Genomic DNA, 24,246 nt, shown 5'->3' with positions numbered 1-24,246 from the left:
TCCCGATCCCCGCCGTCAGCCCGGCCAGCCGCCGAGCCAGTTCGTGTACCAGGTCTCGCCCAGCCAGCCGATCCAGATCGCCGGTGCCAGGAACAGCCCGAACGGCAGGAAGGCGGTGGCGCGCAGCGGCTTCCGTCGCAGGGCCGCACCGACGACATAGGTGCCGATCGCCAACAACGCCGCAAGCTCGATCACCGCGACCACGGTCGCAAGGTCGAGCCAGGCGCCACAGACCGCGGCGAGCTTGACGTCGCCTAGCCCCAGCCCGTCGCGGCCGCGCCAGCGGCGGTAGAGCACCATCAGCAGCAGCAGCGGCAGGCCTGTGGCTGCGGCGCGTGTCAGCGGCCAGAGCAGCGCCTCCGCGCCGAGATCGGGCACGAACGCGCCAGCACGGAGCAGCGCGAGCGCGAAGGCGGCGCCCGTCAGCTCGTTTGGAATGCGGTAGTGGCGCGCATCGTTCGCCGCGATCGCAAGCATCAGGGCGGCCAGGAACGCGCCGTACAGGCCTTCGGCGCCCGGCGCAGTCACGAGGCTTGCGAACACGCCGAGCAGCAGGGCGATGGCGAGCGCAGCGCCCGTCGCGACCTCCGCCGCCTGATCCGTCACGCCCTAGCGCGCCGCCTTGGGCGGGTTCACGGTGACCACGGGATTGCTGGTGCCGACCAGGCGGCTGTTCATCTTGCTGCGCATTTCCTCCGCAATGACGTGCGCATCGACGCCGTCCTTGATGACGGTCGGGCGGATGAACAGGATCAGCTCGGTGCGAGCGCGCGTCGTGCCCTGGTGCGAGAACGCATCGCCCACGCCGGGTATGGAATCGAGGATCGGAATACCCTGGCGTTGCCTGTTCTCGGTCTCGCTGATCAGGCCGGCGAGCAGCACGGTCTGGCCGCTCGTCACCGCGATCGAGCTCTTGACCCGGCGCTGCGAGATCGTCGGCGTCAGCGAACCTGTGCTGCCGGCCGCGACGCTCGAGATCTCCTGCTCGATGTCGAGCACGACGTTGCCGTTGGCGTTGGCGCGCGGGAGCACGCGCAGGATGATGCCGGTGTTCTTGTAGTCGATGGTGTTGACGACGGTGTTGTTCGCGGTCAGCACGGTCGCGGTGCCGGTCGAGAACGGCACCTGGTCGCCGACCTGCAAGGTCGCCGGCTGGTTGTCCAGCACGACCAGCGACGGGTTGGACAGCACCTTGACGGTGGTGACGTTGTGGAGCGCATCGAGCACCACGCGCGGGGAGTTTTCCGCCCCGATCAGAAAGTTGAACCCGGGCAGCGCGCGGCCGAGCAGCGCGCCGGCGGCGGCGTTGACCGCGCCGGTCTGCTGCTCGATGTTGCTGCCGACCGAGGCGCTGTTGCTGACGCCGCCGATGACGTTGGAGACCGAGCCGTGCTTGCTGGCGATGAAGAACTGGACGCCGTAGTTCAATGCGTCGTTCAGCGTGACTTCGGCGATCGTCGCCTCGATGGCGATCTGGCGCTGCGGCCGGTCGATTTGCCGGATCGTCTGCTCGACGACGCGTTGCGATTCCGCGTTGGCATAGACCAGCACCGCGTTGTTGGTGACGTCGGCCGTGATCCGCACGTTCTGAAGGATGGCATTGTTGACGGGTTTTGCGCCCGTGCCGAGCAGCGAGCCGGAGCCGTTGTCCTGGCCGGGCACGCCGGCCGCCGCGGGGGCGGGGCGCGCGGCCAGCGCCGAGCCGGGAGCGCCGGTGACCGGAGTTGCTGCGCCTGAGGCGGCAGTCGGAAGCGCGCTGAGCGAGGCGATCGGATTGGTTCCGGACGAGGACGTCGCGATGCCCGAGCCGGGCGAGATCTGGCCCGCGGAATTGTCGAGCGAGGAGCTGCTGGTCGCGCTCTGGCTGAACAGGATCTCATTGAGCAGCGCCACCACGGCCTTGGAGTTGCCGTAGCGCAGCGGATAGGATTTCAGGTTCACGCCGTCCGTATCGGAGCGGTCGAGCCGCGCGATCCAGGTCTGCGCACGCTTGAGGTATTCGGGCTTCTGGCTGACGACCAGGATCGAGTTGAGCCGGCCGATCGGCTGGAATTTCACCACGTTCTGGCCCAGGCCGCCTTCGCCTGAATCCATGATCTTTTCGATCTCGGCGATCAGCGGCTCCGGCGTGGAATTTCGCACCGGGAAGATGCCGACCGATTGCCCGCGCATCCAGTCGGCGTCGAAGGAGAGAATGGTGTCGACCGCGGTCGCCCGGTCGGTGCCGCTGCCGCTGACGATCAGCGTGTTGCGGGCGCTGTCGGGACGCATGGTCTGGGCCTTCACGCCGAAGGCATCGAGCAGCTTGAAGATATTCTGCGCCGAGACGTAGCGCAGCGGCACCACGGTGACGCCCTGGCCGGCTGCGGCGTTCAACGAGCGGTCGACGCCGCCGGGACCGGCCTCCGGCGCCGGCAGCAGGCGATAGCCGGCGCGGTCACGGACCAGCGCGACACCGGACATGCGTAGCGCGTTCTCCAGCACGTAGAGCGCATCCGCCTTGGGCACCGGCCGCACCGAGGCCAGGGTCACGGTTCCCTGTACCCGCGGGTCGATCGTGTAGCCGACATTGAGTACATCACCAAGAATGACCTTTGCGACGGTGGTAACAGGCGCGTTCTCGAAATTGAGGTCGTAACCGCTGCCGCCGGCATCGTCGCGCTCGGCCAGCGCGCCGCCTTGCGGCGTTGCACCATCGCTGAGATAGATCGCCGGCTTCGAGGATCTTGCCTGCGCAATGCCGCTGGCGCCCGCATCCGCAGGTTGACGTGGCTGGAGATCGAGGGAGCGGACCTTGTCGGCGATGTCCTGGGCGCGCGGGTCCTTTGGATCGGCTTCGATCGACTGGTCGGCGGTCACGATGCAGGCGCCGAGCACGAAGGCGGACGACAGCAGGAGGAGCGTTCCAGACAACGCTGAGCGAAGGCGCAAAAGCGGTTGGACCACCTTAAACAAAATACGCCTGCCAACGCTGGAAGTGATTGAAAATTGCATCCGATCCCCCTTGGTTCGGACGCGCAATAATTTGCGCCACGATTATGTTTTTGCTAATAAATAAGTCAAGGGCAAAGGGCGCTCCATGTCCCGTCGAGGTTGTTGCATTCAGGTAACAAGGTCAATGCTGTGAATGCGATGCGCGACCGCTCCGCAGATAGCTTCCGACAGCACCTCCTGGAAAAATACTCATTGCCGCCGCGGGCGCATGCCCATGTCGACAAATCGGCCACCCCCGCGCTCACGCGTCCCTTGCGTGAATTGTGGGAGGCCACCGATCTTTCCGCGGCCGAATTCGCGGATGAAGTCTCCGACCATTTTGGTCTGCCGCGGCTGAGCCTTCCGCAACTGCTCGCGGCCACGCCTTGCCTCGACGGCTTCTCGCGCCGCTTCCTGCGTGAATCCACCATCTTTCCTTTCAGTGCGCCCAACGATGTTTTCCGGCTGGCTGTCGCCGACCCCTCCGACACGGCGGCCATTCGCGCCGCCGAAATCGTGTTCGGAGCACCGGTCGATGTCGTCGTCGCCTCATACGAGGACATCACCACGGTGCTCGATCAACGGGCCGATGCCGACGATGCAAATGCCGATCGAAGCGGCAGGAACGTTGCGCAGCAGTCAGACGACGACATCGAGAGCCTGCGCGATCTCGCCAGCGGCGCTCCGGTCGTGCGCGCGCTCAACGATCTCCTGGAACGCGCGGTGGATCTGCGTGCCAGCGACATCCACGTCGAGCCGTTCCGTGCCGGGCTCACGGTGCGCATGCGCGTCGACGGCCTGTTGCGCGCGCTGCCGTCGCCGCACGGCATTCCGCCGCAGGCGCTGATCTCGCGCATCAAGATTCTCGCCAGCCTCAACATCGCCGAGCGGCGCCTGCCGCAGGACGGCGCGGCCCGCGTGCGGGTCGGGCGCAGCGAGATCGACGTCCGCGTCGCGACCATGCCGACGCAGCACGGCGAGAGCGCCGTCATCCGCCTCTTGCCGCGCGACCGCGGCCTGCTGGAGATGAGCAAGCTCGGTCTCGCCGCGCGCGACGAGAGCGTGATGACGCGGCTGCTCGCGATGCCGCACGGCATGATCGTGGTCACGGGACCGACCGGCAGCGGCAAGACCACGACGCTCGCGACCATGCTGTCGATCCTGAACGAGCCGACGCGCAAGATCCTCACCATCGAGGATCCGGTCGAATACGAGATTCCCGGCATCAACCAGTCCCAGGTCAAGCCGTCGATCGGACTGACCTTCGCCTCCGCCATGCGCGCCTTCGTCCGCCAGGACCCCGACGTGATCATGGTCGGCGAAGTCCGCGATGCCGAGACCGCGCATATCGCGATTCACGCGGCACTCACCGGCCATCTCGTCTTGACGACGCTGCACACCGAGACGGCCGCGGCCGCCGTACCGCGCCTGATCGATCTCGGCATCGAGGGCTTCCTGCTGAAGTCGACGCTGCGCGCGGTGGTGGCGCAGCGCCTGGTGCGCGTGCTGTGCGACCGCTGCAAGGTCCCGCATGCGCTGACCGAGGCGGATCTCGCCGAGGACCCGCGCTTTGCGGTGATCGGCTTCAAGTGCGGCGAGGTCGTGCACGCGGCCGGCGGCTGCGAACGCTGCGGCGGCACCGGCTATCGCGGCCGCAACGGCGTGTTCGAGATCCTCGAAATGTCCGACGAGGTGCGCGCGCTGATCGGCCCGCAGACCGACTCCCATTCGATCGACGCCGCCGCGATGCGGGGCGGCATGACGACGATGCTGGAGGATGCGGTGGCCAAATGCCGGGCGGGGCTCACCACCGTGCCCGAGGTCTTCCGCGTCACGACGGTGCGCTAACGCATGCCGAACTATCGCTACCGCGCGCTCAACGCCAACGGCGAACTGGTCTCCGGCGCCATTGCCGCGCCTGCGCCGGGCGACGTCGCGCAGCGGATCGAGCGGCTCGGTCTCGTGCTGGTCGACAATGTCACGCCGGAGGAGGGCGGCTCGGCGGGCCGCGTGTCCAGCCTCTTCAACAGGCCGAAGCCGGAAGACGTCACCATCCTCACCCGCGACCTTGCGCTGCTGTTGCGCGCCGGCGCCCGCATCAACGACGGCTTGGAGCTGCTCGCGACCGATCCCGATTTCGGCCGCCTGCGCCCGGTCGTTGCCGACATCCGTTCGCGGGTCGTTGCGGGCGAGAGCTTTGCCGAAGCGCTGGCGCGGCACGAGGGGCTGTTTCCGCCAATGTATGTCGCGCTGGTGCGGGTCGGCGAGGCCTCGGGATCGCTGGACCAGGTGCTGGAGGTGCTGGCCGGCGAGCGTACCCGCAGCGAGGCGTTGCGGCGGCGGCTGTCGGATGCAATCCGCTATCCCCTGTTCGTGCTGGGCGCGGCGGGCTGCGTGCTGTTGTTCTTCCTCACCTTCGTGCTGCCGCAGTTCGCATCCGTGTTGCAGGATTTCGGCGCCAAGATCGATCCCGTCGTCGGCGTCTTCCTCAACATCTCCACCTTCCTGCGCGGCAATTCCGATGCGGTGTTGGCTGGTCTTGCGGTCACTATCGGGGTGGCGTGGCTGCTGCTTCGGCAAGAGCGCGTCCGCCGCGCCGTCGCCAATGCGATCACGCGGCTGCCGGCAATCCGCAACGTGATGAGCGCGTACCGGACGGCGCTGTTCTGCCGCAATCTCGGCCTGCTGCTCGGCAGCGGCGTCAATCTCACCATTACGCTGCGCATCCTCGTCGACATGATGGCGACGACCGGCCCGTCCGCGGTCTGGAGCGATGCCGCTGACCGCGTTCGCCATGGTTCGAAACTGTCCGACGCGCTGGCCGAGACGGAGGCGCTGCCCGCCATGGCGGTGCGCATGCTCCGGCTCGGGGACGAGACCGGGCAATTGCCGATGCTGTCGGGCCGCGTCGCTGAATTCTATGAGGCCAAATTGCAGCGCACGCTGGACCGCGCCGTCGGCATCGCGGGCCCGGCGGCAATCATCGCGATCTCGCTGGTCGTCGGCGGCCTGATCACGTCGGTGATGACGGCGCTGATGTCGGTGAGCCAGATTGTCGGTTGAATTGATAGTTGGAGGGATTTGAGGTGACGAAACATCGATCGTCAAAGCGGGGTCGTCGGCGCGCGGCCCGCGGGGAGGCGGGCTTCACCCTGGTCGAGATGCTGGTCGTCATCACCATCATCGGGATGATCATGGCGCTGGTCGGCCCGCGGGTGCTGAACTATCTCAGCGAGTCCAAGGCGAAGGCGGCCAAGATCCAGATCGAGAGCTTCTCCAGCGCGCTCGATCTCTACTTTCTCGATCTCGGCCGCTATCCCACGTCGAACGAAGGCCTCTCCGCACTGACCCGCAACTCCAACCAGGCGGGTTGGAATGGGCCCTATTTGCGCGGCGGAGTCGTGCCGAGCGATCCCTGGGGTCACATCTACGTCTATCGCGCGCCGGGCGCGAGCGCGCCCTATGAGATCATATCGCTGGGGTCGGACGGTCAGGAAGGCGGCAGTGGAACGGCGGCCGACATTGTCAGCGGCGCGCGCTGAGGGCATTGGCGAGACGCGCGGCTTTGCGCTGATCGAGATCCTGTGCGTGCTCGCGATCATCGGCCTGCTCGCGGCGATCATCCTGCCGGCTGTCCCGCGTACGACGACGCGGGCCAGGCTGGAGAGTTATGCGGTCGAGACTGCGGCGCTGCTGAAAGCCGACCGCAACGCCGCGCTGCGCCGGCAAACCAGGGTGGCGACCCAGGTGGATGCGGAGGCGCGCGCGATTCGTTCCGGCGTCACCGGGCGGACCATCCGCTTGCCCGGCGACGTGGTGGTGCAGGCGATGCTGGCCTCGCGCTGTGCCGACCGGGCCGCGGGGCGGTCGATCGATTTCTTTCCATCGGGCATGTCGTGCGGCGGGGTGATCGCGCTGGCGCGGCCCGGCATGGGATATGAGGTGCGCGTCAACTGGCTGACCGGAGGCGTCGAGATTGTCCCGCAGAAGCTGCTCTGATAACGCCGGCTTCACCCTGATCGAGGCGCTGGTCGCGCTCGCGATCATCGCGGTCGTGCTCGGGACGATCGGCTCGGTCATCGCCACGACGGCGAAGGGCACGCGCGCGATCGACCAGCGGCTGGCACTCGCCGGCACGGCCGAGACCCTGCTTGCGGACCTGCCGGCGCGCTCCCTGCTGAAGCCCGGCCGGCGCAGCGGCGATCTCGCCGGCAGCCGCTGGCGGGTCGACGTTGCGCCGATGAACGTGCCAGGCGGCGATCCCGCCAGCGATCGCTTCATGCCATTGGCCGTCAATCTGCGCCTCCAGCGCGCCGACGGCAGCGCCATCCAGGTCACGACGGTGAAGCTGGTGCCGAGGGCTTCGCAATGAAGCGTCTGGCAATGAAGCGCCTGCGCCGCACACTTGCCGACGAAGCCGGCTTCACCCTGCTCGAAGTGTTGCTCGCAACCCTGCTGATGACTGTCATCCTGGCGGCGCTGGCGACCGTGACGGCGCAATGGCTGCCGAACTGGAATCGCGGCATTGCCCGCGTGCAGCGGGCCGAGCGTCTCGCAACCGGTCTCGACCGCATCGTCGCCGACCTCACGGTTGCGGAGCAAATTACATTGAATGGCGATGCCAGGGTGCCGCTGTTCGACGGCGCCGAATTGTCGGTCACCTTCCTGCGCACGGCAATCGGTCCGAGCACGCGTCCGGGCCTCGAATTCGTCCGCCTGATCGAAAAGGCCGACGCGCAGGGACTGGCGCTGGTGCGCGAGCGCGCGCCGTTCCAACCGATGCCCACCGACGGGCAGATCCGCTTCGTCGATCAGGTCGTGCTGATCCGGGCGCCGTTCCGCGTGAGCTTCGCCTATGCCGGACCGGACGGTCAGTGGCAGCCGATTTGGCGCGGGCAGGCGCAGCTGCCGGACCGTATCCGTATCACCGTGCGCGACAGCGCGACCGGCCAGGTGCTCGCGGTCTCGGGCGCGGTGGTCCCGCACATCACGGCGCCGGCCGAATGCGCGCGGGCCAAGAATCCGGCGACTTGCGTCACGGCGCGTACCCGGCCGCAGCAGGCGGAGAAACAGGAGCAGCAGTTGTGAGCGGCTCAAGGCACGACCAGGCGAGGCTTGCCGAGAGCCGCGGCTTCATCGTGGTCGCCGTGCTCTGGATGCTGGCGGCGCTGGCGGCGCTGGCGCTGATCTACCTGACCTATGTCACCAACACGGCGGTCACGGTCGCCGTCAGTGCCGACAGGGTACAGGCCGATGCGCTGGTGAACGCGGGGATCGAACTTGCGGCCTACCGCCTGACGGCGCAGAACGAGGCGACGCGTCCGACCAGCGGCACCTTCAATGCCCGCGTCGGTGCTGGACGGGTGAGCGTGACGTTCCGCTCGGAGGCGGCGCGCGTCGATCTCAACATGGCGCCGAAGCCGCTGCTGTCGGGCCTGATGACGGCGCTCGGTGTGTCCGCGACGGATGCGCCCGTCTATGCCGACCGGATCCTCGCCTGGCGCTCGTCGACGGAGCCCGGCCAGGACAATCCGGAGGATTCCTACTATCGTACGCTCGGCGCGCCCTATCTGCCGCGCCACGCGCCGTTTCCGCACAGCGAGGAGCTCTGGCTGGTGCGCGGCATTCCGGCCGCGGTCGTGGAGCGCGTGCTGCCCTTCGTCACCGTGTTCAGCAACATGCGGGCGGTGAACGTGCTCGACGCCGCGCCGCAGGTGGTGGCGGCGCTGCCGGGCATGACGCCTGGGATGCTGCAACAGGTGCTGCGCGACCGCGCCGACCCCAACGTCGATTCCCGAGCCCTGGTCGGGCTTGCCGGCGGCACCAATGTGACGGTCGAGGGCTCGAAGGCGTACCGGCTGACGGTCGCGGTCGAGCTGCCGTCGCATCGGCGGAGCTCGGCCGAGATCGTCATCCTGCTTCTCGAAAGCGGCGATGAGCCGTATCGTGTATTGTCGTGGCACAACGCCGTCGACGGCTCCGCCGGAAAGCCTCTGTGAGATGAGCTCGCTCGATTCCCTCCGCGCCATTCTCGATGCCTGGACCGGCACCGTGGCCGGCACGCTCGTGCGCGCCCTGGAGCGGACCGTGTCGCCGCGGGTGGTACGGCTGGTCGAAAGCGAGACCGGCGCGTTCGCGCTGGAGGCGGCGAAGGCGGAGAACGCCCCGAAGGAGATCGCGTTCGCGGATGGCAAGTTTGCAGGCGCCAATCTCGCGCAGATCGTCCGTGGCAGCCGCGTCGAGATCGTGCTGCGGCCGTCGCGCTTCCTGTTTCGTCCGCTGGAGCTGCCGGCGCGCGCGGCCGATTTCCTCGACGGTATCGTGCGGGCGCAGATCGACCGGCTGACGCCGTGGAACGCGAGCGAAGCCGTGTTCGGCTGCCGCGCGCCGGCGCCGCATGGCAGCGACAGTATCACCACGGAGATCGCCGCCGCGCCGCGCAAGCTGGCGATGAGCTATGTCGAGGCCGTCTCCCCGTTCCATCCGTCGGCGATCGCGATCGCGACGGAGGCGACCGCGGGAGGACGCATCAAGGTGTTCGAGCAGAGATCGCGCGGCGCGGTCGATCCGGCGCGGCTGAGCCGGGCGCTGCAAGTGGTGCTGGCTCTCACCGCCGTCGCCGCGGTGGCCGGATCGGTCGCAGCAAGCTATCTGGCCGACAGCCTCAGCGCGCAGGAGAGGGAGCTCGAACGGCAGATCACCCAGCGCCGCGCCGCGCTCCGCGGCAGCGACGGTGGCGAGCGCTCGCCGCTCGCGTTGCTCGAACGCCGCAAATACGAGGCGCCGGCGAGCGTGATCGTGCTGGAAACGCTGAGCCGGGTGTTGCCGGACCACACCTATGTCACCGAGCTGCATCTGGCGGGCAACAAGCTGCAGATCGGCGGTATCACCCGCGATGCGCCCTCGCTGATCCCCTTGATCGAGCAGTCGCAGCATTTCACCCGCGCGACCTTTTACGCCCCGACCACGCGCAACTCCTCCGATCCCGGTGAGCGCTTCCACATCGAGGCGCAGATCGAGCCGAGGAACGTGCCATGAGCAGCGCAAAGGTCACCGGCGGCAATGCGGTCGCGCGGGCGCTTGCGAGCTCGCCGCTGATCGCGGTCACGCTCTATGTGGCGGTTGCCGGCGCGCTGTTGCTGACGGCGGGGCTGTCGATCGCCGAAATTCTCGCCCATCGCCAGGCGCTGGTGCAGACCTCCGACCTGCTCGACCAGTTTCGCGGCCGCAAGGGCGGCACCAAGAACGCCGCGGCGGCAATGGCCGAGCATCCCGGCACGCCGTTCCTGGAGGGACCGACCGTGACGGTCGCCGGCGCCAATCTGCTGCAGCGCGTTGCCGCTGCGGTCGGCAATGTCGGCGGCCAGATTCAGTCCTCGCAGGTCGACGTCTCCGGCGCGCAAGCGAAGGACGGCTTCGTCGGCCTCGTCGTGAGCTGCGAGCTCGAGCAGCCGGCGCTCCAGAGGCTGCTGTACGATCTCGAGGCCGGCATGCCGTTCCTGTTCGTCGATCAGCTCGACGTCCAGGTGCCGCAGACGACGGCGTTGAGCGACGCCGGCGCCGGTCGCGTCAGGGTGATTTTGGGCGTCTCGGGCCAGTGGCAGGCGGGGAAGTAGGGCAGGATCGTCAGCTCACCGGCGGGCTCGCCGGGTCACCAACTGTACTTGAACACGCCCTTGCCGGAATAGCTGGTGACGTTGCCGGAGAACTCGCCGTCGAAGGTGCCGGCGATCGAGAAGCCGCTCAACCATTTCATCTCGGCGCTGGCGCTGACGAGCGCGGAGTCGGCATCGACCCTGGCGCCGTTCACGACGAAGCTGGTGCCGGGCAAAGTCTGGAACAGAGCGGTGACGGCGCGGTCCGGATTGTAGTCGTGCGCCCAGGCGGCGCGGCCACGCAGCGTCAGCACGCCGTTTTGCATCGCATACGATTTGTCGGTGCGCAGGCCGAGCTCGGAGCGGGTGTCGGTCAGCGATTGCGAAGCGTAATTCAGCGCGAACAGCCCGCCGCCATTGAGGCTGACTTCGGAATAGTTCGGCAGGTTGAAGTTCGTCACCTGTGCCGCAGCGTAGGGCGTGATGCCGATCAGCGGCGTCGTGAAGCGATAGCCGCCCTCGAAGCGGGCCGAGAACGTGTCGGCCTTGAAGCGGCCCTGGAGCTGGTCGAAGCCGCCCGGCGCTACGGTGCGGTTGGTGGTGACGTCATGCCAGCCATAGGCGAGTGCGGCCGAGATGTAGGCCGGTCCGAAATTGTGCCGGCCATAGACGCCGGCCTGGAACAAATCGGCCGAGCCCGAGCCCATCGCATTGGCGAGCGAATAGTTCAGCCCGCCGCCGCCGAGCGCGAAGCCGACCAGTGTGTCGACCGAGACCCGATAGTCCGCGCCGGCCGCGCCGCCCCAGACCCGCGCGGTCAAATCCTGCGAGCCGACCGTGGCATTGCCGCCGACCTCGGCCGAGCCGCCATAGCCCGCGGTCCAGACGCTCCAGCGGCTGCTCGGCTGCGAGGACAGCAGCGGCGCCTTGGTCGCCATCGCATAAGCCTCGCGCTTGCGCGCGGTGGCCGGCCGCATCGACGCATAGGAGGCTGCGTTATCGGCCTCGGCAAACTGGGCGACGCTGCCCGCCTTGGCGAAGCCGCCGCTGCGTCCGACGACGGTCGGGTCGAGCATCAGGTTCAGGAATTGGCCGTCGGCATTGATCGCGGACTGGATGATGCCGGTGCCGAGCTCACCCGAGGCGGTCGTCAGCCCCGCCGGCGACAGCGCAGCGAAGGCCGCGGGAATGCCGCCGGTGGTGTTGAAGAAATTGGTCAGCGTGTTCGCGACGTTCTGCTGGTTGACGTTGAGCCCGCCGCCTTGCGCGAAATTGACGTTGACGTTGAGGAACACGGTGCTGGCGTCGTAGCTCAGCGTCGCGTTGAGCGTCGGCATGTTCGACAAAACGGTCGGATTGAAGGTGCTGCCGACCAGGGTGCCGGCCGCGGTCAGGATCGTGTACTGCTTCTTGACCGTGCCCGAGGTGAAGTTCGCGCGCACGGTCGCGCCGCCAAGGTCGGTCGCGCCCGTGACCTGGGTGAGGCTGGCGTTGGTCGAGGAGACCTGCACCAGATAGGTCGAGGCGGCGGTAAAGGTCAGCGATCCGCTGATCGTCATCGGGCCGAACGGGCTCGCCGCGCTGCCGGGCGCCAGCGTGCCGCCATTGACCCCGACGCCGGCGATCGTGCCGCTGCCGGCGAGGGTGCCGCCGGCGTTGACGGTGACCGGGCTATTCAGGATCGAGCCGTCCACCACCAGCGTGCCGCCGTTCACGGCGGTGGCGCCGGTATAGGTGTTGATGCCAGTCAGCGTCTGCGTGCCGCCGGCGAGCGTGAGGCCGCCACCCGCGGCGCCATCGTCGATGACGCCGGCGAAGGTGCTGTTGCCATTGGTGATCGTCAGCGTGTTGGCGCCGAGATTGACCGCGCCCGAGCCCGACAGCGACCTGATCGAGGTGCCGGTGCTCAAGGCCGAGATGTCGAAGACGCCGTTGGCGATGACATTGCTCGAGGTCGCGATGCTGCCGTCGCTGCCGCCGCCGTTGATGAGATCCAGTTCGCCGCCGCTCGCGATGGTCGTGGTGCCTGTATAGGTGTTGATGCCGTAGAGCTGCTGCAGGGCTCCGCTCGCGATGGCGAGGTTGCCGGCGGTGCCGCCACCGATGCCGCCGTCCTGAATCACGCCGCCGAAGGAATTGCCGACCGTGACGGTCAGCGTCTTCGATCCCAGCGCAACGACGCCGTTGGGACCGAACGACAAGAGCCGGGTCACCGACGCGCCGGACGTGGTCTGGGAAATATCGAACGTTGCGCCTGCGCCGGCGAATCCAACGTAGAGCGAATTCGCGATCGAGCCGCTGCCCTTCAGCGCCAGCGTCGCGCCCGCGTCGATCTGGGTGGCGTTGCTATAGCTGTTCACGCCCGAGAGCGTCTGGGTTCCGCCGAAAACCTCGAGCCCGCCCGTGCCTTGGATCACCCCCGCGAACTCGGTCGAGCCGTTGGTGATCACGAGCCCGTTGCTGCCCATGTTGACGACGCCGGAGGAACTGCCGGCGAGCGTCGTGATGGCGTTGAACGGAACCGCGGACGCCGAGATGTCGAACGTCGTGTCCACCGTGACGACGCTGGATGACGATATGCTGCCAAAGCCCGAGATCGCCAGCGTTCCGGCCGAGATCGTCGTTGCGCCGGCATAGGTGTTGGTGCCGGCCAGCGTCAGCGTGCCGGTGCCGACCTTGGTCAGGCCGCCGGTGCCGGAGATGATGCCGTCGACCTGGGTCGAGGTGTTGAGGCTGCCGGTGGTGAGCGTGTTGGCGCCGAGAACATAATTGCCGGCGCCTTCGATCGAGCCGGCCGTCGTTCCGCCGCTGGCCAGGCCTGAGATGTCGACCGTGCCGCCGGCATTGGTGATGAACTTGGCGCTGCCGCCGCTAGAGGTGCCGGTGAAGTTCGTCGTCGCGCCGTTGTTGGTGGTGATCGTGGCGCTGCCTGCGGTGGCGGAGCCGTCGAAATTCACCGTTCCGTCGTTGATGATGGAGGAGGTGGCGGCGGTGGTGGTGTTGTGGAAGTTCAGCACCCCGCCTGCGCCGTTGTTGATCGTCGCCGTGCCGGCCGAGGCGTTGGTGAAGAAATCGATCTGACCGGTGGCGTTGTTGGTGATCTGGGCGCTGCCGGCAGAGGCCGAATCCTCGAACGTGACGAAGCCGCTGTTGGCGAGGCTTGCCGTTCCCGCCGTGCTGTCCTGGATGAAGTTGACGTTGCCGCCGACATCGTTCGTGATCGTCACGGCCCCGGCGCCGCCGCTCGCGGTGCTGCTGTTCTGGAACACCAGATTGTTGCCGGAGGTGACCTGGAAGGTCTGGGTATTGACCGTATCGTTGTTGATGATGCCCGTGGCGTTGACGATGAACGGGTTGCCGATCGTGAATGTATAAGCCTGCGAGGTGTTCGCGAACTGAATCGTGCCGATGCTGACGACACCGTTGTTGTTGTCGACCGCCGTGCTTCCGGTGTTGGTGAAGGTTGCGGTCTCGTCGGGCACGCTCGGATTGGAGGACCAGTTGGTTGGATCCGTCCAGTCGGAGGAGCCGCCGGTCCACGTGCCGTCCACGGCATGCGCGGCGACGACGCCGAGCGCCGTGGTGGCGAGGAGTATGGCCAGCGAGTGGCGCGTGACGGATCGCAGCCCGTATCCAATCCTTCCACCTGCCATTGTCGGTCCAGCCATCCGATCGTCTCAAATCAGCAAAGAAATCATCGCAAACATGCAACCGGGGCGCGTGCCGAGGCCCGGCGCCCATGCCATGATCTCATGGCGCCGCAACGGCCTGCAATGAACGGATATCCATTTGCGCCGGCTTCCTCCCTGTTTCGCTTTGCATTTTCAGCCATCGTGGCCATCGGGCAACATATTCATGCATTGCAACAGGTGCGGGGCAGATTTGGACCTGCGCGTCGGGTTGGGCCGGACGGTGTGGGTTGATGACGCCGCAGATCGGAACTAGTTTGGCGCGGATGCCTCGCCGTCGCGTGGCGCGGCCGATGGTCGCAGGGGAATGTCGATGTCCGGGTGGCTGAGGCCGACAGGATTGGCCGCGCTGTGCATGGTTCTGGGCATGGCCGGGACCATGGCGGCCACCTCATCGCGCGTTGATGTCCTGTCGGACGACGCGGCGGGCAATCCAGCTGAAAGTGTCGATGTCGGGACGATGAAGCCGATCGCGCGGCCCGCGCAGCAGGCGCCAGGCAAGCCCATTCCTCGCGGCAATCCGCTGTGGTCGGTGCCGCTCTCGGCGCTGACCGCGACCCAGGAACGCCCGATCTTCTCGGCCATGCGCCGGCCGCCGCCGCGCGCGGTCGCCGCATCGCCGGTCGAGGAAAGTCCCGCGCCGCTGCCCAAGCCAGTCGAGGCGCCGCCGCCGTTGTCGCTGGTCGGGGCCGTGGTGGGCGAGGGCGATGCGATCGCAATTCTCGTCAACCGCACCGATCAGAAGGTCGTGCGTCTGCGGCAGGGCGAATCGCTCGCAGGCTGGTCGCTGACCTCGGTGCAGCCGCGCGAGGTGACGTTCAAGCAGGGCGAGCGCAGCGAGGTGCTGGTGCTCCAGCGGCCGGACCCTGCCGCTGCCGCGAGCCCGCCGGCAGATGCCGGGGGCAAGCTGACGATGCCGGGCCCGGCCGATCCATCGTTCTCCCCCTTCGTGCCGCGCTCGACGCCGAAGAACGGCGAGTCGGATGGGCTCTGAGCGCTCGTGGGCGCGCGGCCGATTGCTTGACGGGAAGGACGCGGCTTGACCGACAAGCAAATTGACGGGCCCGGCACGGCCGACGGCTCGAGCAGACCTGCCGGCATCAGTCGCGGCCGCCGCCTCTTGCAGGGCTGGTCCGCCAACCTGGTCCAGATGGCGCTGGGGCTGTCTCAGCAGCTCCTGCTCATCCCGGCCTTCCTGCATGTCTGGACCGGCGACATGCTCGCGGCCTGGCTCGCGATCTATGCGGCGGGAAGCCTCGTCGTCGTGGCGGATGCCGGACTGCAGCTTCGCGCGATCAACCGCTTTCTCGCGTTCAAGGCTTGCGCCGATTGCGACGGGCGCACGGCGAATTTCTATTCGGCCCTGCTGCGGATCTATCTCGCCATCGTGGCGGGGCTGGGTGTCCTGCTATGCGCGGCGGTGGTCCTCGCGCCGCCATCGGCGGTGCTCGGCTTTCAGGCCGCGCCGACATTCGATGCTGCAATGCTGGTGATGACGCTGGGCATGCTTCTGACCGTCCCCGCCAACCTCGTCTCCGGCCTCTATCGGGTGCGCGGCCATTACGGCCGGACGGTCTGGCTGCAAAACGCCGCGCTGCTGCTTGGACAGATCGCCCAGCTTGCGGCGCTCGCATTGTTCGGCAGCCTGCTTGCGGTCGCGATAGCCTTCGTGTCGATGCAGCTCCTGTTCGCGATCCTGCTCGCTGCGTTCGACGCGCCGCGACTGTTTCCGTTCCTGCGCCGCGCCGGCAAGCCGCCGTTGGTGTCGCCATCGCTGCGCTGGAGCCTCGGGCAATTCGGCCGCGCGGTGCCCTTCGCGGTCGCCAACATCACCGAGCTTGCGCTCGTCAACGTCCCCGTGCTGCTCGTCTCCGCGCTGGTCACGAACCGCGTCGCGGTGGCGCAATGGGGCCTGACGCGCGTGATCGCGAGCCTGGTGCGCGGTCTCTGCCTCCAGGTGACGCTGCCGCTCGCCGCCGAGCTCGGCCACGACCACGCGGTCGGCGACAAGGATCGGCTGCGCCGGCTCTACGCCCACGGCTCGGCGTTCGTGACGGCCCTGGCGTGCCTGATCGTCGCGGGCCTGCTGCCGTTCTGGCCGGACTTCTTCGCGTTGTGGACCCATGGCAGCATCCCCTACGACGCGCCGCTCACGGTGACGCTGCTGCTCGGCTCGGCGGCCGTCGCGCCATCGCTGCTGGCTCTGGTCTTTGCCAATCACAGCAATCGCGGCGATCTCCTGATCCGGACCAAGGGCCTCCAGCTCGTGGTCTTCCTGGCGCTGTCCTTCGTCCTGATCCCGCATCTGGGGCCGCTTGGTGCCGCGCTCGCGGTGGTCGCAAGCGACATCCTCATCCAGTTCGGACTGCTCGCGCTGATCGTCATGCGCCAGACCCTGCATCATCCGTTCAAGCACATCGCCTTCCTGATGCTCATGGCCGTTATTGTCGTGGGAGCAGGCTGGCTGATCGGGCAGGCGATCATCGTACTGGTGCCGGGGAGCGGGCTCGTGCACTTCATCGTCGAATGCGCGATCTGGCTGACCGTGGTGGGCATGCTCGCAAGCCCGCTGTTGAGCACAACTCTGCGCGAGCGGTTGCGGGCGCTGATTCCTGCCTAGCTGTTGCTATTCAACGCGCGGTCAATGCCAGACGGTGCTTCAATCGTTCGAGATGGCGGGCGAATTGCTGGTGGCCGGCGTTGGTCTCCTCGGCAAACTGCGCAAGGCGGAGGTGACCGGCCGCGCGCAGCCGCTCGCGCGTGCCGTCGGTGCGCAGGCTGACGATCGCATCCGCGAGCGAGCGCGGGTCGTCATAGTCGAACAGGATCGCGGCGTCGCCGGCCTGGGCCTTGAAGGCCTCGGGATAGATCACGGGCGTGCCGACCGCCCAGGCTTCCAGCGGTGGAAGATTGGTCGGGCCGAAATAGCTCGGCATCACCAGCGCCGCGGCGCCGCGATACAGCGCGCCGAGCTCGGCGGACTCGACGAAGCCGATGATGGAGATCTGGTCCGACAGGCCAAAGGTGCGGATCGCCGCATCGATCTTGTCGCGGCCGCCGCGATCCGATCCGCACAGCACCAGCCGTTCGGTGATGCCCCGCTCGCGCAAGCTTGCGAGCGCCGCGAGCAGTGTCATGTGGTTCTTGTGCGGCCAGAATTGCGCTGGATAGAACAGATAGCCGGGCTCGAGGCGATATCGTGACAGCACCGCCTCGTCGTCGGCGGCGTCGGACGTGGATTGGCTGACATAGGTGGACGGCGAGAACGGGATACAGACCGCGCGCTCCTTTTCCATGGCATAGCGGCGGCAGAGATCGTCGACCAGCTCCGGCGCGTTGACGATCACCACCGCGGCCTTGGTGCTGGCGAGGCCGAACAGGATCTCGCGGCGCTCGAATTCGCCGAACGTCCTCACTTCCGGAAACTCCGGCGCGTCGCGGTGGCAGCCGTCGAAGATCGTGATGATGAACGGCAGTTCGTAGAGCAGCAGGTGCCGCTTCGAGGTCGAGGTGAAGTGCACGACGTCGATGCCGTCGCGGATCAGCGCACGCTCGAACGGCGATTTCAGCTTCAGCGCGATCTGGACGAGATCGAACGGCCCGCAATATTTCAGGAACAGGAAGACATGGTCGAGCGGGCCGAACTTGAGCAGGCGCGCCGCGACGCCGAACTCCTTCAGGATGTCCAGGGTCTTCGGATAGGGCGAGTACACCACGATCTCGTTGCCCGACTTGGCCGCCCAGTCGCGCAGCCAGAGCAGGTCATTGAGCGGCTGCTGGAAGCCGCCGCCGACCTCGAGCGCCTGTTCCAGCATCACGGCGAGCCGCAGCGGTCTCACGGTGCAACACTCTTTCTGGCGATCGCATAGGCCGCCCAGCTCTTCGAGTTCGGCGCGTCCTGCGTCAACCATGCAGCGTGAGCGGCGCCCTGGAAGCCGCTTGCCACGAGCGCCGCGTCGATCTCGAACGGAAACCAGTAGCGCATGTGGTGCGCTTCATCGACACGCTTGATCGTGGCGCGATCCAGGTCCTCGCAGAACAGGGTGTAGTTCACGGTGACGGTCGCGGCCTGTTCGTCATGATCGGATTGCGCAATGCGGGTGAGGCGCAGCGGCTTCTGCTCGATCACCTTGACGCGCGTCTCGACGCCCTGCGCCAGCACCGCGCCGCCGTACCAATAGTCGAAGAAGAAGACGCCGCCCGGCTTCAGCGCCGCATGGGCCGTGCGGAACATGGCCGTCAGCGCATCGCGGCTGGTCTGATAGCTTGCGACGTGGAACAGCGACACCACTGCATCGAAATCGCGTTCGGGACCCGTCTCGCAGGCATTACCCTGCCGGAACGGAATCGACAGCCCGGCTTGCCCGGCGCGCGTCTTGGCGCGCGCGATCATCTCGTCGCTGAGATCGATGCCCGCAACGTTCCACCCCTGGCGCGCGAAGGCGAGCGCGTGCAGGCCGGTGCCGCAGCCGAGATCGAGCAGCTTGCCCGAGGAAACGCCGTGGTCGCGCAGGCGCGCTTCGACGAATGCCGTCTCGGCCGCGTAATCCTTGTCCTGATAGAGAAGATCATACCAGGGCGCGTAGTCGGCGAACACCGTCACGCCAGGATCTCCTTCAGCGCCGCGGCCGAGCGCGCGATCTCGTCGTCGGTCAGGGCAAGCCCGCTCGGCAGGTAAAAACCGCGCCGGGCGATGTATTCCGCATTCGGATGGCTTTCGTCGCGCATCAGGCCCATCCGGCGCAGCACCGGCTGCTCATGCATGCACCAGAAGAACGGCCGGGTCCCGATGCCCCTTTCGCCGAGGCGCCGCATCGCTTCCTTGGCGTCGAACGGCACGTCGTCGTTCAACACGACGCCGTAGACCCAGTAGATGTTGTCGGCATAGCCAGTGCGGGCGACGGGGCGGCGGATGCGGTTGAGGCCTGCGAGATGTTCGTCATAGAGCCGGCCGATCCGGCGCTTGATCTCGACCGTGCGCGGCAGACGCTCGACCTGGGCGACGCCAAGCGCAGCCTGGAGGTTGGTCATGCGCGCGTTCCAGCCGAGCTCCTCGTGGACGAAGCGTTGCTGCGGCTGGAAGCAGAGATTGCGGTAGCCCTGCAGCCGATCGGCGAGCGCGTCGTCGTCGGTGAGGATCATGCCGCCTTCACCGGTCGTGACGTGCTTGTTCGGATAGAAGCTGAAGGTCGAGACTTCGCCGAAGCTGCCGCAGGGCGCGCCGCGATAGGTCTGGCCGTGCATCTCGGCGGCGTCCTCGATCACCTTCAGATCGTGCTTGCGGGCCAGCGCCAGGATCGGATCGAGATCGACCGGTAGACCGTAGATGTGGACCAGCATGATCGCGCGCGTGCGGGGCGTGATCGCGGCTTCCACACCCTCGGCCGTCATGTTCCAGGTCGCGGCATCGCAGTCGACCCCGACCGGGACGAGGCCGGCGCGCACCAGGGCGGCGGCGCAGCTGATGATCGTGAAGGTCGGGATGATGACTTCGGACCCCTCATCGAGGCCAAGCGCGTGGACGGCGATATCGAGCGCGACCGAGCCGTTGGTGACGGCGATGCCGTGTCGTCGTCCCGCTGCCTTGGCCATTGCCTGCTCGAAGCGCTTGATGAACGGTCCCTCAGAGGAGATCCATCCGGTCCGGATACATTCGGCGAGATAATCGGCTTCGTTGCCGTCGAGCAGCGGCGTGTTGACGGGAATGAACGGTGCGGTCACGGGTTTGGGCCTTTGATCCGGATTTCGGACGGGGAGGCTTCGGCAAACCGGGTCTTGTCGTTCTCGCCGGAATAGGGACCTTGCTTGATCTCGAACATCTCGAGCGGCTCGAGCACGTGGAAACCATGAGCGCCGCTGCAGAGCAGGATGATGTCGCCGGCACCGAGCACGCGGCTTTCGAGATATTTTTCCTCGACCGTGTAGAAATCGACCTGGAGCTTGCCCTTCTGGATCAGCAGGACTTCCTGGGTGTAGTGCACCTCCCGCGTCACCTTGTTGTGGCGATGAGGCTCGATGGTCTTGCCTTGCGGATGGCTCATGAAGGCGAGCTGCTGGGACAGCTCCGGCGTCGAAAAGAAGTGGATGCCCGGCTCGCGGAACGAGGCCCGCACGATGATCGCGTAGAGCTGGTCGCCGAATCGAACTTGTTCGACGTGTTCCATCGTGGGCCTCGAAAAAATCGCTGTGATTAGAGAGAGATAGCTGTCCCGCTGTGCACTTTGGCCATTTTGGCCGGGACCGTCAAGGGTGGACGGATCATGACGATTGCTCCGCCAGCCGATGCGGAATTCAGCTGATGTAACCTAGGATCTCTTCGACACGCCGGCGAAAAGTGTGTGCGGCAAATGTCCTGGCCTGTCCCGCCTTGGCAATGGACTGGCGCGCCGTGTCGTCGGCGAGATACCGATCGATCAACGCGAGACAGTCCTCGACGCTGCGCCACGCAACGACCTCGCGCTCGGGAGCGAACAATTTGTGCAGATTGTCCTTGAAGTCGGTGAGCAGGAACGCGCCGACGCCGGTCGCTTCGAACAGGCGGGCATTGCCGGCCTCGCGGCCGGCCATGTCGATGTGCGAATTGAGGGTGACGCGCGAGGCGCGCAGTGCCTGGTACATCTCAGAGCCCCACACCTCGCCCTGGTAGCAGCGGTGCAGCGGCGAGGATGCGGGAAGGGAGTGCAGACCGCTGCCGAACAGTTTGAGATCGTAGCGCCGCGCCACCGCTTCGAGCTGCGCGACGCGAAGCTGGTGATCGGCTGACACGGCCCCGACGAAGGTGACGTCGAATTCCTGCGAGGGCGGCGGCGGCAGGACGTCGAGGATGCCGGGCTCGAAGGCGAGATGGACCACTTCGGCGCGCGCTCCGTGGGCACGGAAGAAGTCCACCACCGCGGCCATCTGCGAGATCATGAGATCGTAGACCGACCAGTCCTCGCCGCGTGAGGGCGAGATGCCGATCTGGCCGACCAGGATGGGGCGGCCGATCCCTTTGATCCGGCGCGCCAGGCGCGTGTCGACGTGAAACAGATCCTGGTTGAGGACGAGATCGGGCTTGAAGTCCTCGATCTGCGCCAGCAGGATCTTTTCTGCTTCGGCATCAAGGCGCGGACTGAGGCCGACCTTGCGCGCGAGCGGCCGCAGCACCGGTTTGAAGGGGGCGACCGCGCGTTGCAGCCAGCCGGGAACGGCATCGCGCGCGGCCGGTGTGCCGGGCGGCGGCGGCTCGGTGACGGCAAGCCCGTGCTCTCGCGCCCAGGCCGCCCGCATCCAGGGATTATTGACATGGATGTCGGCGGCGGCGTGCCCGAGGCCGCCGAAATTGCGCGAATAGAAATCGGCGACGCCGAACAGGCTGGCGTTCCGCGCCGCCATCTGCGCCGCATAAGGCGCGTTCTCCAGGCCTGGCGTGCGCCGGTAGAGCCAGGCGAGGAAGCGCGGATAGTCGGCGTTGAGGATCAGGATGCGCACGGCGTCACGGCTTTTCTTCGAACAGGGTGCGGGGCATCACGTACCAGAGCAGGAACAGGATGGCGGTGCCGTGGGTGAGCATGGCGACGGAGAGCGGCACGTTGAGCAGGATGTGCGGCAGCACACCCGACGACATCAGCACGAAGCGGGGCGGCAGGCCCGCGGAGGCGCGGTTGCCGAGCGCCAGCACGAGACCTGCTGCGAGCGCGGTCAGCGGTGCCAGCCACGGGCCGACGGACGCAATGCCTTCCGTCGCAAACAGCGAGGCGTTCACATTGCCGAAATCGTAGGTGTTCTGCATGACCACCGCGAGCGGCTCATCGTAAGGACAATGCATCAACGGCTTGAGCACGGAGATCTGGCAGAACCAGGTCAGCGGGTGGTTGGCGAAGAAATCGTTGTAGAGCTCGAGCGCGCCCGATGCCGTCGCCATCATCCGGATGTTGACGATATCGAAATACCTGCCGGGAATGCTCCTCAGGCTCGCCTCCGTCACCCAGATCACGAGCAGCCCGATCAGCATCGGGACGAAGATCGAGGCGATGACCGATGCTCTCGCCTCCAGCAGCCGCGACAGCACCACCAGCGCGATCAACCAGGCTGGCGTGAAGAACGCGAACTTCGTCAGCGTGATGGGATAGAATAGCAGGAGCAGGACCAGCGCCAGTCCTGCGCGCCACCGATAGCCGAGCAGCCAGTAGCTGGCGAATGCAAACGGCAGCAGCGTGCTGGAAACCCAGCCGATGAGATATCGCAGCAATCCTGGGAATTCGAGCGTGTCACGGTAGTCATAGATGTTCGCGATCGAGACCAGGCGGAAATTGTAGGTCGAAGCGACGGCGATGGTGACGATGGAGACCAGGAGGATAAGCGTCAGCAAATGCTCGAAGCGGGCATTGGACATTGGCACGAACTGTCGCAGCGGTGCCCGGATGAACAGCACGGGCATCAGGCAGAGCAGCAGCGCCAATGCCGCGGAAACTCCGGCAAGCAATCGCGGGTAATTGTAGTCGGAGAAGACGTCGATCCACAGGAAGCCCAGGATCATCGTGTAGAAATAGAACCCGACGAAATAGCCGAAGCAGAAGCGGGCTGAGGCAAACAGCAGCGAGACGACGGAAAAGCCGGCCGCAACGATGACCGCGATCCAGAGGCGCTTCGGGTCGAAGTCGATGGAGAGCTGAAAGGTCGCGACCTCGATCAGCGACAGGCAGGTGACGGCGCTGTGCAGCAGCACCAATCTCGTCAGTGCGGCTTTCGAGTCCAGCCGGGCGCGCAAATCGCTGATGATCCCGGCCGGTGCGCTCATTGCGGAAGCTCGCTGCGGACGATGGGCGTTGCGAGCAGGTCAGGCGATGTCGAGCGAGTGCTTGAAGTAGGCGATCGTCTCCTTCAGCCCGTCCTCGAGCGCGACCTTCGGCTCCCAGTTCAGTACCGCCTTCGCCTTGGCAAGGTCGGGCTGGCGCTGGCGCGGGTCGTCCTGCGGCAGCGGCTTGAACACCAGCTTGGAACGCGAGCCCGTGAGCTTGATGACCTTCTCGGCGAGTTCACGGATCGTGAACTCGGAATTGTTGCCGAGGTTGATCGGGCCGGTGATGTCCTCCGCGGTCACCATCAACCGCATGATGGCCTCGACGAGGTCGTCGACATAGCAGAACGAGCGGGTCTGCCCGCCGTCGCCGAACACGGTGATCGGCTCGCCCTGCAGCGCCTGGACGATGAAGGACGACACCACGCGACCGTCATTCGGCTGCATGCGCGGACCGTAGGTATTGAAGATGCGCGCGACCTTGATCGGCAGGCTGTGCTGACGCCAATAGTCGAAGAACAGCGTCTCGGCGCAACGTTTGCCCTCGTCGTAGCAGGAGCGGACGCCGATCGGGTTGACATTGCCCCAGTAATCTTCGGTCTGCGGATGGATCAGCGGATCGCCATAGACCTCGCTGGTCGAGGCCTGGAAGATGCGCGCCTTGAGTCGCTTGGCGAGCCCCAGCATGTTGATGGCGCCGTGCACCGAGGTCTTGGTGGTCTGCACGGGATCGCGCTGGTAGTGGATCGGCGAGGCCGGGCAGGCCAGGTTGAAGATCGCGTCGACCTCGATGTAGAGCGGGAAGGTGACGTCGTGCCGGACCGCCTCGAACAGCGGATTTGCGATCAGATGGGCGATGTTGCGTCGGCTGCCAGTGAAGTAGTTGTCGACGGACACCACCTCGGCTCCCGTATCGAGCAGTCGCTCGCACAGATGCGATCCGATGAACCCGGCGCCCCCGGTTACGAGGATGCGGCTGTTCTTGTAGCTTTCAAACGGCATGATCGGGTTCCAGCTGGATCTCGGGACGGTCCTCCCGGTGCGGCCGGCAGAGTGGTATCGGCTACGGGCGGAAACGCCAATAGTCTTGCGTAAGGTAGTATAATACCCCTTGACCTCAGGAGGGCTTTAGGGACCGATGATTTTCCAGGTTCGGCCACTTCGTATAGAAGCCGTCTGGATTACGCGGGGAGCGTGCCTCCCGTTCGGA

Annotated in this window: 21 protein-coding genes; 11 read left to right on the top strand and 10 right to left on the bottom strand. The window is 66.5% G+C overall.

Annotated elements, in window-relative coordinates; translation table 11 throughout:
- Positions 1-15: 15 nt before the first annotated feature.
- Positions 16-606, bottom strand: a complete 591-nt coding sequence (locus XI03_RS37575; protein WP_271594943.1) for a prepilin peptidase — start codon at positions 604-606, stop codon at positions 16-18.
- Between the two features lie 3 nt (positions 607-609).
- Positions 610-2,994 (bottom strand): type II secretion system secretin GspD, encoded by a 2,385-nt coding sequence (gene gspD, locus XI03_RS37570; protein WP_097668470.1) that lies wholly within the window; start codon positions 2,992-2,994, stop codon positions 610-612.
- 138 nt (positions 2,995-3,132) lie between these two features.
- Between gspD and XI03_RS37565 the strand changes: the two genes are divergently transcribed.
- The 9 genes from XI03_RS37565 to gspM are packed head-to-tail and all read left to right on the top strand — an operon-like array spanning position 3,133 to position 10,589.
- Positions 3,133-4,821, top strand: a complete 1,689-nt coding sequence (locus XI03_RS37565) for a GspE/PulE family protein (RefSeq protein WP_370157221.1) — start codon at positions 3,133-3,135, stop codon at positions 4,819-4,821.
- Positions 4,822-4,824: 3 nt separating this feature from the next.
- A complete protein-coding gene (locus XI03_RS37560) occupies positions 4,825-6,036 on the top strand; it encodes a type II secretion system F family protein (RefSeq protein WP_095425672.1) in 1,212 nt (403 codons plus the stop codon).
- Positions 6,037-6,059: 23 nt separating this feature from the next.
- Positions 6,060-6,515 (top strand): type II secretion system major pseudopilin GspG, encoded by a 456-nt coding sequence (gene gspG / locus XI03_RS37555; protein ID WP_095425741.1) that lies wholly within the window; start codon positions 6,060-6,062, stop codon positions 6,513-6,515.
- Entirely contained in the window at positions 6,478-6,972 is a 495-nt protein-coding gene (locus XI03_RS37550; protein WP_095425671.1) for a prepilin-type N-terminal cleavage/methylation domain-containing protein, read from the top strand. Before gspG ends, XI03_RS37550 begins: the two co-directional genes overlap by 38 nt.
- Positions 6,950-7,345, top strand: coding sequence for a type IV pilus modification PilV family protein (locus tag XI03_RS37545; protein WP_095425670.1), 396 nt, complete (start codon positions 6,950-6,952; stop codon positions 7,343-7,345). Before XI03_RS37550 ends, XI03_RS37545 begins: the two co-directional genes overlap by 23 nt.
- Positions 7,342-8,061, top strand: a complete 720-nt coding sequence (locus XI03_RS37540; RefSeq protein WP_095425669.1) for a general secretion pathway protein GspJ — start codon at positions 7,342-7,344, stop codon at positions 8,059-8,061. The genes XI03_RS37545 and XI03_RS37540 overlap by 4 nt, the downstream gene beginning before the upstream one ends.
- Positions 8,058-8,972: a general secretion pathway protein GspK gene (locus XI03_RS37535; RefSeq protein WP_271594942.1), complete on the top strand. Its 915-nt coding sequence runs from the start codon at positions 8,058-8,060 to the stop codon at positions 8,970-8,972. Before XI03_RS37540 ends, XI03_RS37535 begins: the two co-directional genes overlap by 4 nt.
- A gap of 1 nt (position 8,973) precedes the next feature.
- Entirely contained in the window at positions 8,974-10,011 is a 1,038-nt protein-coding gene (locus XI03_RS37530) for a PilN domain-containing protein (RefSeq protein ID WP_271594941.1), read from the top strand.
- Complete coding sequence (gene gspM, locus XI03_RS37525) at positions 10,008-10,589, top strand: type II secretion system protein GspM (protein WP_271594940.1); 582 nt, start codon at positions 10,008-10,010, stop codon at positions 10,587-10,589. Before XI03_RS37530 ends, gspM begins: the two co-directional genes overlap by 4 nt.
- Before the next feature lie 35 nt (positions 10,590-10,624).
- Here gspM and XI03_RS37520 read toward each other — a convergent pair whose 3' ends face one another.
- Positions 10,625-14,236, bottom strand: coding sequence for an autotransporter domain-containing protein (locus XI03_RS37520; RefSeq protein ID WP_271594939.1), 3,612 nt, complete (start codon positions 14,234-14,236; stop codon positions 10,625-10,627).
- Positions 14,237-14,570: 334 nt separating this feature from the next.
- Between XI03_RS37520 and XI03_RS37515 the strand changes: the two genes are divergently transcribed.
- Positions 14,571-15,251, top strand: coding sequence for a hypothetical protein (locus XI03_RS37515; RefSeq protein WP_097668475.1), 681 nt, complete (start codon positions 14,571-14,573; stop codon positions 15,249-15,251).
- Positions 15,252-15,296: 45 nt separating this feature from the next.
- Complete coding sequence (locus XI03_RS37510) at positions 15,297-16,877, top strand: hypothetical protein (RefSeq protein ID WP_271594938.1); 1,581 nt, start codon at positions 15,297-15,299, stop codon at positions 16,875-16,877.
- Positions 16,878-16,887: 10 nt separating this feature from the next.
- Here the strand turns inward: XI03_RS37510 and XI03_RS37505 are convergent, their stop codons facing one another.
- The 7 genes from XI03_RS37505 to XI03_RS37475 form a co-directional block, all read right to left on the bottom strand.
- Entirely contained in the window at positions 16,888-18,096 is a 1,209-nt protein-coding gene (locus tag XI03_RS37505) for a glycosyltransferase family 4 protein (protein WP_095425663.1), read from the bottom strand.
- Positions 18,093-18,860: a class I SAM-dependent DNA methyltransferase gene (locus XI03_RS37500; protein WP_271594937.1), complete on the bottom strand. Its 768-nt coding sequence runs from the start codon at positions 18,858-18,860 to the stop codon at positions 18,093-18,095. Before XI03_RS37500 ends, XI03_RS37505 begins: the two co-directional genes overlap by 4 nt.
- Positions 18,857-19,978: a DegT/DnrJ/EryC1/StrS family aminotransferase gene (locus XI03_RS37495; RefSeq protein ID WP_095425661.1), complete on the bottom strand. Its 1,122-nt coding sequence runs from the start codon at positions 19,976-19,978 to the stop codon at positions 18,857-18,859. Before XI03_RS37495 ends, XI03_RS37500 begins: the two co-directional genes overlap by 4 nt.
- Entirely contained in the window at positions 19,975-20,421 is a 447-nt protein-coding gene (locus XI03_RS37490; protein WP_095425660.1) for a hypothetical protein, read from the bottom strand. Before XI03_RS37490 ends, XI03_RS37495 begins: the two co-directional genes overlap by 4 nt.
- A gap of 127 nt (positions 20,422-20,548) precedes the next feature.
- On the bottom strand, positions 20,549-21,727 hold the full coding sequence (locus tag XI03_RS37485) for a CgeB family protein (RefSeq protein ID WP_095425659.1): 1,179 nt from the start codon (positions 21,725-21,727) through the stop codon (positions 20,549-20,551).
- A 4-nt stretch (positions 21,728-21,731) separates the two neighbouring features.
- Positions 21,732-23,036: a hypothetical protein gene (locus XI03_RS37480; RefSeq protein WP_271594936.1), complete on the bottom strand. Its 1,305-nt coding sequence runs from the start codon at positions 23,034-23,036 to the stop codon at positions 21,732-21,734.
- Positions 23,037-23,075: 39 nt separating this feature from the next.
- Complete coding sequence (locus XI03_RS37475; protein WP_095425657.1) at positions 23,076-24,038, bottom strand: UDP-glucuronic acid decarboxylase family protein; 963 nt, start codon at positions 24,036-24,038, stop codon at positions 23,076-23,078.
- Positions 24,039-24,246: the final 208 nt, after the last annotated feature.

It is taken from the genome of Bradyrhizobium sp. CCBAU 65884 (assembly GCF_028128835.1).
Taxonomy (GTDB): Bacteria; Pseudomonadota; Alphaproteobacteria; order Rhizobiales; family Xanthobacteraceae; genus Bradyrhizobium; species Bradyrhizobium ottawaense.
The sequence above is the reverse complement of the archived record's forward strand: the minus strand, read 5'-3'. Positions and strand labels throughout refer to the sequence as shown.

Bases quoted from the DNA above. Each gene is read 5' to 3' on its own strand.
- XI03_RS37475 (WP_095425657.1), bottom strand. From the start codon at position 24,038: ATGCCGTTTGAAAGCTACAAGAACAGCCGCATCCTCGTAACCGGGGGC.
- XI03_RS37480 (WP_271594936.1), bottom strand. From the start codon at position 23,036: ATGAGCGCACCGGCCGGGATCATCAGCGATTTGCGCGCCCGGCTGGAC.
- XI03_RS37490 (WP_095425660.1), bottom strand. From the start codon at position 20,421: ATGGAACACGTCGAACAAGTTCGATTCGGCGACCAGCTCTACGCGATC.
- XI03_RS37515 (WP_097668475.1), top strand. From the start codon at position 14,571: ATGTCCGGGTGGCTGAGGCCGACAGGATTGGCCGCGCTGTGCATGGTT.
- XI03_RS37530 (WP_271594941.1), top strand. From the start codon at position 8,974: ATGAGCTCGCTCGATTCCCTCCGCGCCATTCTCGATGCCTGGACCGGC.
- XI03_RS37560 (WP_095425672.1), top strand. From the start codon at position 4,825: ATGCCGAACTATCGCTACCGCGCGCTCAACGCCAACGGCGAACTGGTC.
- XI03_RS37520 (WP_271594939.1), bottom strand. From the start codon at position 14,236: ATGGCTGGACCGACAATGGCAGGTGGAAGGATTGGATACGGGCTGCGA.
- XI03_RS37565 (WP_370157221.1), top strand. From the start codon at position 3,133: ATGCGCGACCGCTCCGCAGATAGCTTCCGACAGCACCTCCTGGAAAAA.
- gspD (WP_097668470.1), bottom strand. From the start codon at position 2,994: ATGCAATTTTCAATCACTTCCAGCGTTGGCAGGCGTATTTTGTTTAAG.
- XI03_RS37540 (WP_095425669.1), top strand. From the start codon at position 7,342: ATGAAGCGTCTGGCAATGAAGCGCCTGCGCCGCACACTTGCCGACGAA.
- gspM (WP_271594940.1), top strand. From the start codon at position 10,008: ATGAGCAGCGCAAAGGTCACCGGCGGCAATGCGGTCGCGCGGGCGCTT.